This is a genomic window from Paenibacillus tepidiphilus (assembly GCF_008635795.1).
Classification (GTDB): domain Bacteria; phylum Bacillota; class Bacilli; order Paenibacillales; family Paenibacillaceae; genus Paenibacillus_AQ; species Paenibacillus_AQ tepidiphilus.
Genome location: NZ_VWRQ01000014.1, coordinates 113670 through 129113 on the forward strand (window position 1 = coordinate 113670; position 15444 = coordinate 129113).

The 15444-nt window shown below is 56.4% G+C and carries 16 protein-coding genes; 13 read left to right on the top strand and 3 right to left on the bottom strand.

Features of this window, described 5'->3' with window-relative positions; all coding sequences use genetic code 11:
* Positions 1-109: 109 nt before the first annotated feature.
* Complete coding sequence (locus tag F1379_RS30340) at positions 110-1915, bottom strand: glycosyltransferase family 2 protein (RefSeq protein ID WP_239004724.1); 1806 nt, start codon at positions 1913-1915, stop codon at positions 110-112.
* A gap of 223 nt (positions 1916-2138) precedes the next feature.
* Between F1379_RS30340 and F1379_RS18285 the strand changes: the two genes are divergently transcribed.
* The 8 genes from F1379_RS18285 (at position 2139) to F1379_RS18320 (ending at position 8857) form a co-directional block, all read left to right on the top strand.
* The gene (locus F1379_RS18285) at positions 2139-2357 is read left to right on the top strand and encodes a hypothetical protein (protein ID WP_150272441.1); all 219 of its coding nucleotides are present in this window, start codon (positions 2139-2141) and stop codon (positions 2355-2357) included.
* Positions 2354-2791, top strand: a complete 438-nt coding sequence (locus F1379_RS18290) for a peptidylprolyl isomerase (RefSeq protein ID WP_150272443.1) — start codon at positions 2354-2356, stop codon at positions 2789-2791. Before F1379_RS18285 ends, F1379_RS18290 begins: the two co-directional genes overlap by 4 nt.
* A 131-nt stretch (positions 2792-2922) precedes the next feature.
* The gene (locus F1379_RS18295) at positions 2923-4539 is read left to right on the top strand and encodes an ABC transporter substrate-binding protein (protein WP_150272444.1); all 1617 of its coding nucleotides are present in this window, start codon (positions 2923-2925) and stop codon (positions 4537-4539) included.
* An 84-nt stretch (positions 4540-4623) separates the two neighbouring features.
* The gene (locus F1379_RS18300; protein WP_150272446.1) at positions 4624-5574 is read left to right on the top strand and encodes an ABC transporter permease; all 951 of its coding nucleotides are present in this window, start codon (positions 4624-4626) and stop codon (positions 5572-5574) included.
* A 4-nt stretch (positions 5575-5578) separates the two neighbouring features.
* Positions 5579-6424 carry an ABC transporter permease gene (locus F1379_RS18305; RefSeq protein WP_150272448.1) on the top strand — a complete coding sequence of 282 codons (846 nt, stop codon included), beginning with the start codon at positions 5579-5581 and terminating at the stop codon, positions 6422-6424.
* An 11-nt stretch (positions 6425-6435) separates the two neighbouring features.
* Entirely contained in the window at positions 6436-7449 is a 1014-nt protein-coding gene (locus F1379_RS18310) for an ABC transporter ATP-binding protein (RefSeq protein WP_150272450.1), read from the top strand.
* Positions 7446-8366, top strand: a complete 921-nt coding sequence (locus F1379_RS18315; protein WP_150272453.1) for an ABC transporter ATP-binding protein — start codon at positions 7446-7448, stop codon at positions 8364-8366. The genes F1379_RS18310 and F1379_RS18315 overlap by 4 nt, the downstream gene beginning before the upstream one ends.
* A gap of 59 nt (positions 8367-8425) precedes the next feature.
* On the top strand, positions 8426-8857 hold the full coding sequence (locus F1379_RS18320; protein WP_150272455.1) for a hypothetical protein: 432 nt from the start codon (positions 8426-8428) through the stop codon (positions 8855-8857).
* A 269-nt stretch (positions 8858-9126) separates the two neighbouring features.
* Here F1379_RS18320 and F1379_RS30545 read toward each other — a convergent pair whose 3' ends face one another.
* On the bottom strand, positions 9127-9255 hold the full coding sequence (locus F1379_RS30545) for a hypothetical protein (protein WP_275262557.1): 129 nt from the start codon (positions 9253-9255) through the stop codon (positions 9127-9129).
* A gap of 2 nt (positions 9256-9257) precedes the next feature.
* On the bottom strand, positions 9258-9965 hold the full coding sequence (locus tag F1379_RS18325; RefSeq protein ID WP_239004725.1) for an SDR family oxidoreductase: 708 nt from the start codon (positions 9963-9965) through the stop codon (positions 9258-9260).
* 206 nt (positions 9966-10171) lie between these two features.
* On the opposite strand from F1379_RS18325, the gene F1379_RS18330 reads away from it, so the two are divergent.
* The 5 genes from F1379_RS18330 to F1379_RS18350 all read left to right on the top strand — a co-directional run bounded on the left by F1379_RS18330 (position 10172) and on the right by F1379_RS18350 (position 15422).
* Positions 10172-11182, top strand: coding sequence for an AI-2E family transporter (locus tag F1379_RS18330; protein WP_150272457.1), 1011 nt, complete (start codon positions 10172-10174; stop codon positions 11180-11182).
* 277 nt (positions 11183-11459) lie between these two features.
* Positions 11460-12467 carry an aliphatic sulfonate ABC transporter substrate-binding protein gene (locus F1379_RS18335; RefSeq protein WP_162551205.1) on the top strand — a complete coding sequence of 336 codons (1008 nt, stop codon included), beginning with the start codon at positions 11460-11462 and terminating at the stop codon, positions 12465-12467.
* Between the two features lie 2 nt (positions 12468-12469).
* Positions 12470-13237, top strand: a complete 768-nt coding sequence (locus tag F1379_RS18340; RefSeq protein WP_150272462.1) for an ABC transporter ATP-binding protein — start codon at positions 12470-12472, stop codon at positions 13235-13237.
* 29 nt (positions 13238-13266) lie between these two features.
* The gene (locus F1379_RS18345) at positions 13267-14121 is read left to right on the top strand and encodes an ABC transporter permease (protein ID WP_150272464.1); all 855 of its coding nucleotides are present in this window, start codon (positions 13267-13269) and stop codon (positions 14119-14121) included.
* A 50-nt stretch (positions 14122-14171) separates the two neighbouring features.
* Positions 14172-15422 carry an alkyl sulfatase dimerization domain-containing protein gene (locus F1379_RS18350; RefSeq protein ID WP_150272466.1) on the top strand — a complete coding sequence of 417 codons (1251 nt, stop codon included), beginning with the start codon at positions 14172-14174 and terminating at the stop codon, positions 15420-15422.
* The last annotated feature ends 22 nt before the right edge of the window (positions 15423-15444 follow it).

A 15444-nucleotide genomic window follows, 5' to 3' on the forward strand; every position in this document is an offset into this window, starting at 1 on the left:
GATTGCCGTGACAGATTACTGCTCCTTGAACACGTAAATTTTAGAGCCATGCAAATACAACAAGCGTCCGGGGCCGGCAGGCCGCAGGACGCTTGTTGCCGTAATAAGCTTATTCATCCCACGGCACGAGACGGGGATTCTGGTCGAGGATGGATTCGTATTGTTCCTTCCAGCCGTACTGCGCATCGGGGTCTAGCAGCATATAGCGCAGGTATTTATCCAGCCGGTATTCCGGCCGCGACCAGCCCAGGTGCTTGATCCGCAGATTGCTGAGCTGATGGGGGAGCTCGAAAATATTCTCCGGCAGCCGCCCGCAGTGCTGCGGGAGGTTGTTCCAGGTGTAGCCGAAATCCTCCCGGTAGCGGATCAGGAACGGGCGGTAGCTCTGATGGGCCTGCCAGAAGACATCCTCACGGTAATGCTCATCATCCCAGAAATCGTACAGCCGGAAGCAGAATAAATCGCAGGACTCTTCGCGGAGCAGGGTCTCGACTTCCGCAGCAAAGCTCTTCTCGAACAGCTCATCGGCATCGAGGCTGAGTATCCACTCCGGCCGGCTCTTCAGCGTCTCATCCCACTGCTGCTTGCGCAGCTCCGCCTCGTTGCTGAATTTGGAGACGGTGTTCTGCACCAGCCGCAGCGGGATGCCTTCCAGCTCGCGGCGGCAAATCTCTGCCGTATCATCGGTGCTGCCGTCGTCGATAATGACGGCCTCATCAATGTATTTGCGGTGCTCGCGCAGCACCTGCTGCAGGAAGCGTCCGCCTTCATTCCTGACGATCATGCTCAGCGTTAGCTTGGGGCGCCTGCCGGGGGGTGTCCCGCTGGCTGCTTGCGTGAAGCTTGGTTCATCCGGCAGCGCCCCCTCATGCGGGGAGGTATTGCCTTCCTGCGGCTGCACGGCAGCGGGCCCGGGTGCAATGGCTGCATCGGCTGGCAGGGGTTCCTCTGCAGCGCCACTCCCCGTACTCTGGTCCCCGAGACTATCGTCCGCAAGCTTATCTTCCCGTGCACGGTCACCCGCGCCCTCCGCATCCTCAGCGTCCCACATCCGGGCAGCGTCCTCGCCCGCAGCCCACGCGGTTCCTTCGCTTCGCGCCTGCGGCGAGGTCAGCCGCAGATAATCGTCGACCTTGGCCAGATCGCTGTCCCGGTACAGGTGCAGCGCCGGATAATGGGTGTCGACATAGAGCGGGATGCCGAGTGCGGCGGCGCGGATGCAGAAATGACGGTCCTCGCCCCAATAGGAGATATTCTTGACCGGGTCGAAGCTGGCTCCGGAGAGAATAGCCCGGCGGCTGATCAGGGTACAGGCACCCAGGCCGCCTACTTCATAGACACCGGGATGCTGCAGCTTGTTCAGAAATTCATGAAACCGGCGGTTAATTTCCTCCTGGCTGAGCTGCTCTCCGGGGAGCAATTCCCACTGATTGTACTCATCATGCATCCAGACCTGCGGCTGGAGCATGGTATTCGGCTGCCACTGCGTCCAGAAAATCTCCGAGACGATATCCCGGTCCATGCGGATCAGGTGGCTCACGGTACCCGGATGCAGCAGCAGGTCCGAGTCGATCAGGAACAGGTAGTCGTATTCAAAGACCTCGGCGCGGCGAATCATCAGATTCTTGAAGCCGGCCACCTTCCAGATCAGCGCCGAATGCCAGTAATGGGTAGTGTCGTTGCGGATATAAGCGTCACGGACGCCGGAGGATTGGAGGAAGACGGACGGCTCCTGGTCCGCGAACTCCCGGAGCAGCAGGCTGGACGCCTCATCGTCATTGTCATCAATGAAATAGAAATCCAGCGTGAAGTTATCGCGGTGCAGCCGCCGTAGCGAGCCCAGAAATTCGCGCAGAATCTGCGGCTTTTGATGAATCGGACTGCCCAGCAGCACACGCTTCGGTGTTCTCTTCACCGCTCCTCACTTCCTTGCAGGGTCAACATGAATAGAACATCCCCTTGGATTCACAATTACGGATATGAATTATATGTATTCAATATATTTTGAGAGGGAATAGACTAACCCTTATTTTTTGAAAAAGCGCGAGGAAATATATGGGTTGGTCTCCGGAAGGGGGGCTGGTGTACAATACCGCTATCAGAGATACCCATTACACACCTTAGAGAGGAGTGGCTTCATGGAACAAGCGCCGCTGAAAGTACAGCAGCTTATCGACATTCTGCTGGCGATGAACCCGCGTGCCGAGGTAAGCTGGTTCGACACGGAGACGGGAGCCAGCCGGCCGCTGAGAGACGAGGACGTAGAGGAGATTTACGCACCGGAGCAGGCCGCCAAGACAGTGGTGCGGATTGGAGCACCGGCACGGACCGGAGATTCAGGGGAGGCCAGAAGATGAAGCAGGCTTCAATTACATTGGAACGGGGCGGCATCATCCGGCTTGAGCTTTATGATGAGGAGGCCCCGGGCACCGTGGCCAACTTCGAGAAATTGGCGAACAGCGGCTTCTATAACGGTCTGAAGTTCCAGCGTGTGGTGCGCGGCTTTGTGGCCCAGGGAGGCTGCCCGGACGGCAACGGACGCGGCGGTACGGGGAAGATCCGCTGCGAGACGCAGAACAATCCGCACAGGCATGTACGCGGAGCCTTGTCGATGGCCCATTTCGGGCCGAATACCGGCAGCTGCCAGTTTTTCATCTGCTATGATACCTTTGATTATCTGGACGCCTGGCATACGGTGTTCGGACAGGTGACAGAGGGGATGGAGCATGTGGAAGCGCTCAGACGCGGAGATATAATGAAGGAAGTGAAGGTGTGGGGCACTTCCGTGTAGCGTTCTGAAAATACCGCTTCCTGCAAGTTACATTTTTGAAAAAAAGATTGCATTGTAATTCCTAGTATTCCGATATATAATTCAGAAACAGTGATAAAACTCACATAGACAGTCATAAAGGAGAGAGAGACATGCGCAAAGGATTTTCAGGGGTAGTCATGTTAGTATTATTGGCGGTAATGATCAGCGCTTGCTCCGGCAACAACAACGCGGGCGCACCGAATACAAGCGAAACTCCGGCGGAATCGCAGCAGCCTGCTGCCAGCGAAGGGCCGAAGGACGGAGGGAATCTGATCATCGGCGTTGCCAGTGATCCGGTAGTCCTGAATCCGAACTATGCCGGCGACCGCGTCAGCCTGACCATTGACCAGGCGCTGTACGCGCCGCTGTTCCAGGTGAATAACGGAGAGAAGACATACTATCTGGCGGAAAGCCTGACTCCTTCCGAGGATAATCTGACTTATACATTGAGGCTGAAGGACGGACTGACCTGGCATGACGGCGAGAAGCTGACGGCTGACGACGTGGTGTTCACCATCGACAGCATCCTCGACGAGAAGCAAAACAGCTTCCTGAGAGCAAACTTCCTGATCGGCGACAAGGCCATCACAGCGACCAAGGTTGACGATCTGACGGTGGAATTCAAGCTGCCGCAGGTTGCGCCGGCGTTTGAAGCCACACTGGTTCAGGTATTCCCGATTCCAAAGCATGTCTTTGAGAACGAAGCCGACATTGAGAAAAGCACCAAGAACGCCGCGCCTGTAGGCTCCGGTCCGTTCAAGTTCAAAGAGTACAAAGCAGGCGAGTATGTGACGCTGGAACGCTTTGACAACTACTTCGGCGGCAAGCCGCATCTGGATTCCGTCACTTACCGGATTGCCAAGGATACCAATGCAGCGAACCTCGCCCTGCAGAACGGCGAAATCAACGTGCAGTACCTTGATCCGAAGGATGTAGCTACTATTGAAGCAACGAACAATTTTGAAATTCTGCCGTACAGCGAAGGCCGTCTGTCTTACCTGATGTTTAATGCAGGCAGCGACACCGGTGCCCTCGCCAAGAAGGAAGTCCGTCAAGCGCTGTCCCTGGCGCTGAGCCGCGACGAGATCATCCAGACGGCGTACACTTCGACCGAATATGCCGATCCGGCCAAGTCCTTCCTGACTCCGGACGCGCTGTATCATACGAATGATGTTACCAGCTTCGACAATGATCCGGCCAAAGCCAAGGAAATGCTGGCGGCCGCAGGCGAAAGCAACCTGAAGCTGAGATTTATCGTGCAGAGCGGCAACAAAGCACAGGAAGCCATTTCCCTGTATGTTCAGCAGAAGCTGAAGGAAATCGGTGTGGAAGTCGAGCTGCAGAGCATGGATTCCTCCGCATGGGTGCAGAAGTTCATTGACCTGAACGCAACTGACTATGAACTGGCACTGACCGGTTACATCATGGGCTATGACCCGGATGCCTACCGCATCCTGTTCACAACCGGCGCTTCCTCCAACTACACACGTTATGCGAACAGCGAAGTGGATCAGCTGCTGAATGACGGTGCAGGTGAAGCCGATCCGGCCAAGCGTGGCGAAATTTACACCAAAGCCCAGCAGATCATTGCCGAGGATGCACCGATCTACCCGATTGCCTACACCAAGACAGTCGTAGCGGTATCCAATCAATACGGCGGTATCGAAGAGGCGGTATTGAAGCCGGTCGTTATTTTTGAAGACCTGTCCAAGCTCTACCTGAAATAACCGTTAAACCAAATAAGCACGGCAAGGATAAGCTGGCGGGTCCAGCTTATTTTTGCCTGATCAAGAAGCTGGGAGAATTCGCGTATGAGACAACTCATCGTTCGGAGATTACTGCAGACGGTGCCGATGCTGTTCTTCGTATCGGTCGTCTGCTTTGCCATGATTAAGCTGGCTCCGGGAGATCCGGTGCTTTCTTTCGTGACGCCCAATATGCATGCCGACGATATCGAACGCATCCGCCATAACCTGGGCCTCGACAAGCCGGCCTATGTGCAGTACTTCCTGTGGCTAAAGGAGATTCTGCAAGGCGATTTCGGCTATTCCCTGGTCAACCACCAGCCGGTGCTGGACCAGATCCTGGACCGCCTGCCGGCCACTGCCGGACTGATGGGGAGCGCGATTGCGCTCGCCGTATTGCTGGCGATTCCGCTCGGGCTGATTGCCGGTGCGAACCGCAACCGCTGGGCGGATAAATTAATTAACCTGGTCGCTTACATCGGGATATCGGTTCCGCTGTTCTGGCTGGCTATTCTGCTGATGTACCTGTTCGCGATCAAGCTGCATCTGCTGCCGAGCATGGGCATGCGCACCATCGGCGTAGAGTCGGCCTGGGATGTCGTGAAGCATGGAATTCTGCCCTGCACGGTGCTGGCGTTCGGCTTTCTGGCGAGCTATGTGCGGTATATCCGTTCCAGCACCATCGGCCAGCTGAAGGAGGAGTATGTGCAGATTCAGTACGCCTTCGGCTCCAGGAAATCGACGATTCTGTTCCGCCATGTCCTGAAGCATGTGCTGCTGCCGGTGATCACGCTGCTCGGCATGTCCATGGGCGACCTGGTGGCAGGTGCAATTGTGACGGAGACCGTCTTCTCCTGGCCCGGGATCGGGTCGCTCGGGATGACGGCCGTCAAAGGCATGGACTATCCGCTTATTATGGGCATCACGCTGTTCTCTTCGCTGATGCTGATACTGGGCAATCTGATTGCGGATATACTCTACAGCTTTGTAGACCCGCGGATTAAACTGAAGGGGTGAACTCATGAATCGCAGTAAATGGATAAATGTACGGAACGAGCTGTTTACAAGCGGCATGGGTATTGCCGCAGTGGTACTTCTCGCCGTGTTTACACTGGGGGCTGTATTCGCCTTTCTGACCGGGCGCGACCCGAATGTGATGGACGCCATGGCCCGGCTGACGCCGCCGGGTGCTGAACACTGGTTCGGCACCGACGATTATGGCCGGGATTATCTGTCCCGGGCGCTGTACGGCGGCCGCGTCTCGCTGCTGGTCGGCTTCGCCGCCATGGTGATTGCCACCGGCATCGGAGTGCTGATCGGCGTGATCAGCGGTTATTTCGGCGGCTGGATCGACAGCCTGCTGATGCGGATGATCGATGTAATTACCTCTATTCCGTCATTTCTGATCCTGCTGCTGCTCAGCGTGTTCCTGAAGCCGAGCGTCGGCAATATCATTCTGATTATCGCCCTCCTGATGTGGATGAACATCGCCCGGATCATCCGGGCGGAGACGCTCACCCTGAAGGAGCGCGAATACGTACTGTACGCCAAGGCCTCGGGACAGAGTGCCCGCGGCATCATCTGGCGGCATATTCTGCCCGGCCTGGTGCCGGTCATCATCGTCGGGGCCACCAACAATATCGCCTCGGCGATCATGATGGAATCGTCGCTGAGCTTTCTCGGCTTCGGGGTACAGCCGCCGAACGCCACCTGGGGCAGCATGCTCAACAGCGCCCAGGGCTACATCGCCCAGGCGCCGTATCTGGCGCTCTTCCCGGGTCTGCTCATTCTGCTGACCGTGCTGAGCTTCAATGTGCTGGGTGATATTTTGCGGGTCGGCTTTGAACCGAAGCTGAACCGGAGATAGGAGTGGACATCATGACACAGCGGCTACTGACCGTTCAGGATTTAAAGGTTTCATTCGCTGCCCGCGAAGGCGAGAACCAGGCGGTTCGCGGGGTCAGCTTTCATATCGATGCCGGAGAGACGCTGGGCATTGTCGGCGAATCGGGCAGCGGCAAGAGCGTTACGGCCAAAGCGATTATGTCGCTGATTGCACCGCCGGGCCGCATTACCTCCGGAGAGATCCGGTTCAATGGCCAGAGCCTGAACGGGCTCTCCGAGAGGGAATGGCGGAAGCTGCGCGGCAACCGGATCGCGATGGTCTTCCAGGACCCGATGACCTCGCTGAATCCGGTCAAGACCATCGGCCAGCAGCTGACGGAGGTCATCCGCAGGCACCGCGGACTCAAGAAGGACGCGGCCTATGCCGAGGCCGCAGAGCTGCTGCGCCAGGTGGGTATCCGCGACGCGGAGCAGCGGCTGAAGCAATATCCGCATGAATTCAGCGGCGGGATGCGCCAGCGGGTCATGATCGCCATGGCGCTGTCCTGCAAGCCGGAGCTGCTGATCGCCGACGAGCCGACGACGGCGCTCGATGCGACAATTCAGGCCCAGATCCTCGACCTGTTCAAGGAGCTGAAGGGAAACACGCAGACGGCCGTGGCGCTGATTACACATGATCTCGGCGTGGTTGCCCAGGTCTGCACCCGGGTCGTCGTGATGTACGGCGGGCTGATCATGGAGGAAGGCACGGTAGAGGATATCTTCTACCGCCCGCAGCATCCGTACACCACCGGGCTGCTGCGCTCGCTGCCGAAGCGCGGCGGCGGCTCGCGTGAGCGGCTCGTGCCGATTGAAGGCACGCCGCCCGATCTGCTGAATCCGCCGCCGGGCTGCCCGTTCATGGAGCGCTGCCCGCAGGCGCATGCCCGCTGCGCCTCGCTGCCTCCGGTAACCGAGCTTGCGCCGGGCCACCGTACGATGTGCTGGCTGGCCGTAGAGCAGCCGGAGACGGCTGCGGCCGCCAGTGAAGGGAGTGACGCGAAATGAGCGACAACAACAATGTGCTGGTCGAAGTGCAGAATCTCAAGAAGTACTTCTCCAAGGGCAAGGATATGCGCGGCCGCGACACCTCCGTGCTGAAGGCGGTGGACGGTGTCAGCTTCCAGATCCGCAAGGGCGAGACCTTCGGGCTGGTCGGCGAATCCGGAAGCGGCAAGTCTACGGTCGGCCGCTGCCTGCTGCGGCTGTACGATTACACGGACGGCGAGGTTCGCTTCGCCGGCCAGCCGCTCGGCGGGCTGGGCGAGAAGCAGCTGAAGCCCTATCGCAGACGGATTCAATCCATCTTCCAGGACCCGTATTCCTCGCTCAATCCGAGCCTGAATGTGCTGGAGCTGATCAGCGAGCCGATGAAGATTCACGGACTGTACCAGGGCGCAGAGCGCAAGGATGCCGTGGCCGCATTGCTGACCAAGGTCGGGCTGAAGCCGGAGCATCTGTACCGTTACCCGCATGAGTTCAGCGGCGGGCAGCGGCAGCGGATTTCCATCGCCCGCGCGCTGTCGGTCCGTCCGGAATTCGTCGTCTGCGACGAGCCGATCTCGGCGCTGGATGTATCCATCCAGGCCCAGGTCGTCAACATGCTGGAGGACCTCCAGGCGGAATTCGGCCTGACCTATCTCTTCATCGCCCATGACCTGTCGATGGTACGCCATATATCTGACCGGATCGGTGTGATGTATGGGGGGCGGCTGGTGGAGGTGGCGGAGAGCGACGAGCTCTACGACAATCCGCTCCATCCTTATACCAAGGCGCTGCTGTCCTCCATTCTGGAGACCGATCCGCGCAAAGCCGGGGAACGGATTGCGCTGGACGGCTTCTCCGTCTCGCGCGGGGAAGGTGAAGCCGCTCCGCTGCAGGAGGTAAGCCCGGGCCATTATGTGGCTTATGATTTTAAGGAATAGATCCGGAATTATGCTACAATCGGAATAATGATCATTACGGGTAGAGGAGGCTAGAAATCATGACGGAAGCAGTAGAGAAGGTAAAGCTCTCGCAGTGGGATGCACTGCTCCTGGAATCCCTCCGGGGACTGGGGTGGACAGACGAAGCATTGCTGAACATTGCGGCAGCCGGGGAGCTACCGGCGGACGACAGCGATTTTCACTTTGATTACAGCCAGCTTGCAGTCTTGGCAGCAGAACAGCCGGCAATCTACCGGCAGGCTGTAACGCAGGGTTATCAGATCAAATACAATACGATCGGTGGTATCCGCAGCTGGATCGTTGTCACCTTCGGCAGGGAACCGCAGGTGGAGCGGGCAGAAGGCAAGGAAGCGGTGGAAATTGCCCTGACGGAAGCTGAGCAGCAGCGTCTTCAGGCGGTGCTGTCCATCGGCTGGCGGATGGTTCCCGCAGCAGGCGGCGTCAGCCGCATCGAGCCGGTTCAAAGGTAACAAGAGGATCTGAGGGAGCCCCGCATAATAACTGTTCGACATCAAGATTGTATCCGGCTTGCGGGATACAATCTTTTTTATCTTACTTAATGCTGATCCTAAAGAAGGAGGGAGAGTTATGTACAAATGGAAACGCGGAGGTTATGAACCGGCTCCCCGACGGCTGTCTTTTCCCGCGCAATATGGCCGGAAACCACCGGGACAATTGTGAGATACTGAAGCAGGAGCTTGGGGAGATTGTCAAAGACTAATGCGCACTGCGTTGCTCATTACAGGTTCAGATAGTTCTTCCGTGACTGGAGAACGCCCTCCAGGCCGGTAGGATCATCACCCACCTTATGGGCTGCGAGACGTTCGGCCTGCTCGGACGTGCGGAGCCGCAGCGGCTTGGTTTCCATATTCACCAGATTCCAGACCGTCTCCGCGACGGAAGCAGGCTTTGGGGTTCAGTAATGCGCTGCAGGAAGGCTGCCATAAAGGCATCCGCCACCGGCTTGTATTCATCCTCCAGAATGCCCCCGGTAGCTGCGAGATGGTCGAGTACCTTATTGTTGAATTCGGAAGCAGTGGCTCCGGGCTCCAGCAGAGTTACATCGATATTGAACAGCGGCTTGTAATAGGTAGCGAGGCTCTCCAAGAGGCCCTCCAACGCGAATTTGCTGGCACAATAGATTTCCAGCAGCGGTTGTCCGACCAGCCCGGCTACGCTGGAGGTGGCGATGATATGACCGTTTCCGTTATTGCGCAGCAGCGGCAGCATGGCCCGGATCATATGCATCACGCCGTACACATTGGTCTGAAAGACGCGCTCGATCTCCGCAAAAGGCACCTGTCCCAGCCCCCGGACATAGCCGAAGCCTGCATTGCAGAACAGCACATCCAAAGCGCCGTGCTCTGCGGCTATCCGGTCGGCTACAGACTGTACAGCTTCCTGATCGGTAACATCGAGCTCTACCCAATGGAGCCGGCTCTCATCCTCGTATGTTGTTCGATCACGTTCAAGATGCCTTGTTCCTGCATAGACAGTCCAGCCCTCCCGGGCAAATTTATGCGCTGCAGCCAGGCCAATACCCGATGATGCCCCGGTAATGCAGATGATTTTGTCCATTATGATGGAAACCCCCAGTGGCGAAATGAAATTACTTTAATTTTAAACTATTTTTACGCATATTACAGCTTCCATCTGTGCTAAATCTGAGTATGGCGGAAAAAATTTCATTTTCATGGCATAATGACTGTTTCGGTTGCTATAAATGATTTCGTTACGGTAGACTATAAAGGTAACCGTTAATTGCAAGCGATTGGAGAGGAACAATGGAAGTATTCAAGCGTTTTTACACAAGTTTGACGGCCCGGCGCTTTCTGATATTGGCGCTGGTAGGGCTGCTGCTTTACGGTATCCGCGATATGCTTAATCTGGTGCTGCTGACATTTCTGATCGCCTATGTCATGAACAGCGTGCAGGTACTGGTAACGAAGCGGATCGGTAAATTTGTAAGGGTTAACAGCAAGGTGATCATCATTGTTTTGTACCTCGCTTTAATTGCCGTCATCGTCATGTCACTGGTGAAATATCTGCCGAGAATATTTACGCAAGTCCAGCAGCTCACCGCCTTCTTGACCAATCTTACCCGCGAAGATATCCCCCAGAACGAGATCGCACTATACGTGTACGATACGCTCAAGGATTTGAATTACGAGGATTACCTTCAGGGCGGAATCAATTACATCTTCAAGATCAGCAATTGGGGCACCACGTTTGTCCTGTCCACCATTTTAAGCCTAGTGTTTATCCTGGAAAAAACCCGTATCGTCGCCTTCACCTCCCGGATGCGCAACAGCAAAATTTCGTGGTTCTACGTCGAGCTGGAATATTTCGGCCGCAAATTCGTATCCTCCTTCGGCAAGGTAATCGAAGCGCAGATTCTGATCGCATTGTTCAACACCTTCTTTACGGTGATCGGACTGTGGATCTTCAACTTCCCGTATCTGTTCGCTCTTTCTGTAATGATCTTCTTGCTTAGTCTGATACCGGTAGCCGGCTTCGTCGTCTCGCTGGTCCCGCTCTGCATTATCGGCTACAACATCGGCGGGCTGGAAATGACGATTTATGTGCTGGCTATGATTCTGGTGCTGCATTTCGTCGAGGGCTACTTCCTCAATCCGAAGCTGATGTCGTCCAAAATGAACATGCCGATGTTCTACACCTTGATCGTGCTGCTGTTCGCAGAGCATTATATCGGTGTTTGGGGCCTTATTCTCGGCATTCCGATCTTTGCTTTCTTTCTCGATATATTGGAGGTACGTGAGGAGCCGGGGCCATAACCCGGCTTTTTTTATTTCCATGGTTTTACGGCGGCCCTGCAATTATCGCGCTTGTTTTTAGCAAAAAAAGAATTGACAGTCCTCCGCAACGATTGTAGTATTAGTTCAATCCACAAAATGACTATTAAATCATTTTGTTTGGCTTTAAAACCAACTTATTCAATAGTAATAATAAGTTTAGTCTCGACCAGACAGCTGGAGAGCCTGCATTTTTCCGTCAACGGGAGAAGTGGGTCTTCGGCTGTTTTTTATTCGAGAGTAAAGGGGAGACATGAGCATGACTAAGAAAAAAGGGTTCTGGATCATCGGTGTTGCGGTGGCCGCCGTACTGCTGATTGGAGGAGTTTGGGTCTGGCAGGCACAGGATGGAGCAGCAGAATCGGCGGGAGGCGGTGAGCCGGTAACGGTCAATCTGGCGATCAACAGCGGGCTCAGCACGTTCAGTATTCTTAAGGAGCAGGGCAAGCTGGACGGTCTGCTGGCAGAGGTCAATGCCAAGGCTTCGTGGAGCGAGGTCGCCGGCGGACCGGCACTGCTGGAGTCCATTGCAGCGAAGCGGGCTGACATCTCCTTTCTGGGCGACGGAGCTGCGCTGCAAGGCCAGGCGGCGGGGCTGCCTTTTGTGAACATCGGCGTGCTCAGCGAAGGCGCCAAGCTGAACTCGCTTCTCGTGAGACCGGATAGCGGCATTAAGGATGTAAGCGACCTGAAGGGCAAGAAGATTGCACTGCCCAAGGGAACAACCAGCCATGTGTATTTCGTGAAGCTGCTTGGGCAGTACGGCCTCACGGAGTCCGATGTCAGCATTATTAATCTGCAGCATGCCGAAGCGGCCTCTGCTCTTCAGAGCGGGCAGGTAGATGCCCTCTCCATCATTGATCCTTATAAGACACAGCTCTTGGGGCAGAAGCAGGCTGTAATGCTCACCCCGAAGGAGGCCGTCAAAGCGCCGATTGCGCTGGTGGTGCGCAGCGGATTTCTGAAGGAGCATCCCGAAATTGTGAAGACCGTGCTGGAAGCCATCGGGGATACCGTCGAATGGCAGAATGCCAACCCGGAGGAAGCGGCGGAGCTGTTCGCGGGTCTCAAAAGCCTGGACGTCGGCTTGATTAAGGCCATCAACGCCAATCTGCAGCTGACCTTCTCCCCGATTACAGAGGATATTTCGGCGGTTCAGCAGCAATCGGCCGATTTCCTGTATGAATCCAAGCTGATCAAGAAGCAAATTACCTATACGGATTATGTCGACAACAGTCTGATTGAAGAGGCGCTGAAGGGAGATTGATCATGGACCCGCTGATTGAGCTTGTTGGTGTGAGCAAGACCTTCCCCTCGCAGGAGGGCGATATCCCCGTTCTTGATAAGCTGCAGCTGGCGGTGGAGCCGGGAGAATTCATCTCCATTATCGGCCCCAGCGGCTGCGGCAAAAGTACGCTGCTGCGCATTGTGGCCGGGCTTGAGGTGGACATCGAGGGCGAGGTGCTGGTGGATGGGGTGAAGGTGACGAAGCCGTCCAAGACCCGGGGGTATATCTTCCAGGAGCACCGGCTGTTCCCCTGGATGACGGTGCAGGAGAACATTGCCGCCGACCTGCCGCTGAAGAATCCGGAGGTCCGCGCCAGGGTGAAGGAGCTGATCTCGCTGGTGAAGCTGGAGGGCTTCGAGGAGGCTTACCCGAAGCAGCTGTCGGGAGGCATGTCCCAGCGGGTAGCCATAGCCCGCAGCCTGCTGCGCAGTCCGAAGGTGCTGCTGCTCGACGAGCCGTTCGGGGCGCTCGACGCCTTCACCCGGGCACATATGCAGGAAGCGCTGCTGGAGATTTGGCAGCAGAACCGTACGACCATGCTGTTCGTTACGCATGATATCGACGAAGCGGTATTCCTGGCCAGCCGGGTGGTCATCCTTGATCCCCGGCCCGGCCGGATTAAAGAGATTGTGCCGGTTGCTTTGCCTTATCCGCGCGACCGGACAAGCGAAGCATTCCAGAACTTGCGGACGCGTGTGCTGCGGAGCCTTGAGCATAAGCAGGAAGAGGAAGAGGCCTGGAGCATTTAGACTAACCACTGAAGGGGGCTGCAACACCGATGAATAGAACCTTGGCCAATATCTCTGCGGTACCGGGAGAAGTGAAGCCGCAGAAGAGGCGGACAGAATCCGCCCGCAGGCCTTCCTTCCGGCAGCGGCGCTGGGTGAAGGGCAGCCTGCTGCCGGCCGCCGTCATTGCGCTGTGGGAGCTGGGCAGTCTGGGCGGCGGAATTGACCCGCTCCTGTTCCCCGCTCCGCATACGATTATTGCGGAATTCTGGAATATGATTACGACCGGAGAACTGCAGAGTCACCTGAAGATCAGCCTGCTGCGGGCTGCCGCCGGCTTTCTGCTCGGCGGAAGCATCGGCTTATTCCTTGGCATCTTCGCCGGCATGCTGCGGCCGGTGGAGGATTATATTGATCCGACGATCCAGATGCTGCGCACGATTCCCATGCTGGCCCTTACGCCGCTGTTCATTCTGTGGTTCGGCTTCGGCGAGCTGTCCAAGGTGCTGATCATATCACTAGGGGCATTCTTCCCGATGTACATTAATTCGTTCCAGGGGGTGCGCAGCGTCAATGCCAAGCTGTTTGAGGTGGCGGAGGTGCTGGAGTTCAGCCGCAGCAAGCAAATTACAAAGCTGCTGATCCCGGAGGCGCTGCCGAATATTCTGCTGGGGCTGCGGCTCTCGCTCAGCTTCGCCTGGATGGCGCTCGTCGTCGCCGAGCTGATGGGGGCGGAGCGCGGCGTCGGCTATCTGATCCAGGATGCACGTTCCTTCATGCAGACGGCTGTCGTCTTTATCGGGGTGCTGATCTTTGCCGCCGCCGGTAAGCTCTCGGACAGCCTGGTCCGGCTGCTGGAGCGGAGACTGCTGAAGTGGCAGGACAGCTACAAGGGCAAGAACTGAACGGTCCAGAATAACCGAAATCTACCCTATAACTAAGGAGGACATCAGAGATGGCAGAAACTACTATTGTGGAAGGCGGAACCATCAAGAGTGCCGCGAAGGGCGAGGTGAACTGGTCTCCCGGCAGCGAATCGAGACTTATTCAGCTTGCGGAGGGCTACTATTCAGGGGTCAACTTCGGCTTGGGCAACAGCGGCTTTGTTATCACAGATGAAGGTGTAGCTGTCATTGATTCTACTGTATCCCCTGCAGGCGCTGAAGCGGTATTGGCGGAGATTCGCAAGCTGACCGATCTTCCGGTCAAATATTTGATCTATACCCATGGTCATTTCGATCATGTCGGGGGAGCAGCAGTGTTCAAGCGGGAGGGGGCCACTGTAATCGGCCACCGCAATGTCCGTCAGCGGTTCGACCGTTATTCCAAGCTCTGGGAGCATCACCTTGCTATCAATGCCGTACAGTTCCGTAATACCGGCTTGCTGACAGCGGAGCCGTCCCTGGTCTATCCGGATATTGAGTACGATACGGAATATGTATTCGAGCTTGGCGGCAGGACCTTCCGGCTTATTCACGGCAAGGGTGAAACCGACGATGCGACGGTGGTCTATATTCCGGAAGACCGGATTGTCTACATCGGAGACTTCATCATCTGGACGTTCCCCAATGTCGGCAATCCGAACAAGGTGGTCCGCTACGAACGCGAATGGTATGAAATGCTGGACCGCGTCCTTTCCTGGCAGCCCAAAGCCATTGCCCCCGGCCACGGGCCAAGCCTGCTTACTCCGGAGGCGATCCGCGGAGCGCTCGGAGATACCTCGGAAGTACTACAAATACTGCACAAAGAAACTGTGGAGTATATCAACCAGGGCAAATCCGTGGAAGAAGCGGTGCTGGGCATCGCTTTGCCGGAGCATTTGCTGCAAAGCCCTTATATTGTACCTGTGTACGGAACAAGGGAATTTGTGATCCGGGGCATTTATCACCGGTATACCGGCTGGTATGACGGCAATCCGACACATCTGGCGCCCTCGCCGAAGGAAGCAGTCAAGCGGACTTATGTGGAGCTGATCGGCGATAAGGCGAAGGTGCTGGACAAGGCGAGGGAGCTTGCAGGGGCCGGAGAGCTGCAGCTCTCGCTGCATGTAGCCGATCTGCTGATCGGCGATGCGGAATATGCCGCAGCAGCCAAGTCCTTCAAGGCGCAGACGCTGCTGAAGCTGGCGGAGAACTCGGCTAATCTGTTCTACCATAATTTCTATACGGTAAGCGCCGCCGAACTGCGGGAGAACAAGGAGGAGTAGTACCGGACTATGCAGACGACGC

Excerpts from the sequence above, each read along its gene's own strand:
- F1379_RS18330 (WP_150272457.1), top strand. The coding sequence starts at position 10,172 with ATGGAAGTATTCAAGCGTTTTTACACAAGTTTGACGGCCCGGCGCTTT.
- F1379_RS18325 (WP_239004725.1), bottom strand. The coding sequence starts at position 9,965 with ATGGACAAAATCATCTGCATTACCGGGGCATCATCGGGTATTGGCCTG.
- F1379_RS18295 (WP_150272444.1), top strand. The coding sequence starts at position 2,923 with ATGCGCAAAGGATTTTCAGGGGTAGTCATGTTAGTATTATTGGCGGTA.
- F1379_RS18350 (WP_150272466.1), top strand. The coding sequence starts at position 14,172 with ATGGCAGAAACTACTATTGTGGAAGGCGGAACCATCAAGAGTGCCGCG.
- F1379_RS18315 (WP_150272453.1), top strand. The coding sequence starts at position 7,446 with ATGAGCGACAACAACAATGTGCTGGTCGAAGTGCAGAATCTCAAGAAG.
- F1379_RS30545 (WP_275262557.1), bottom strand. The coding sequence starts at position 9,255 with ATGGAAACCAAGCCGCTGCGGCTCCGCACGTCCGAGCAGGCCGAACGT.
- F1379_RS18310 (WP_150272450.1), top strand. The coding sequence starts at position 6,436 with ATGACACAGCGGCTACTGACCGTTCAGGATTTAAAGGTTTCATTCGCT.
- F1379_RS18335 (WP_162551205.1), top strand. The coding sequence starts at position 11,460 with ATGACTAAGAAAAAAGGGTTCTGGATCATCGGTGTTGCGGTGGCCGCC.
- F1379_RS18320 (WP_150272455.1), top strand. The coding sequence starts at position 8,426 with ATGACGGAAGCAGTAGAGAAGGTAAAGCTCTCGCAGTGGGATGCACTG.
- F1379_RS18345 (WP_150272464.1), top strand. The coding sequence starts at position 13,267 with ATGAATAGAACCTTGGCCAATATCTCTGCGGTACCGGGAGAAGTGAAG.
- F1379_RS18285 (WP_150272441.1), top strand. The coding sequence starts at position 2,139 with ATGGAACAAGCGCCGCTGAAAGTACAGCAGCTTATCGACATTCTGCTG.
- F1379_RS18290 (WP_150272443.1), top strand. The coding sequence starts at position 2,354 with ATGAAGCAGGCTTCAATTACATTGGAACGGGGCGGCATCATCCGGCTT.
- F1379_RS18300 (WP_150272446.1), top strand. The coding sequence starts at position 4,624 with ATGAGACAACTCATCGTTCGGAGATTACTGCAGACGGTGCCGATGCTG.
- F1379_RS18340 (WP_150272462.1), top strand. The coding sequence starts at position 12,470 with ATGGACCCGCTGATTGAGCTTGTTGGTGTGAGCAAGACCTTCCCCTCG.
- F1379_RS18305 (WP_150272448.1), top strand. The coding sequence starts at position 5,579 with ATGAATCGCAGTAAATGGATAAATGTACGGAACGAGCTGTTTACAAGC.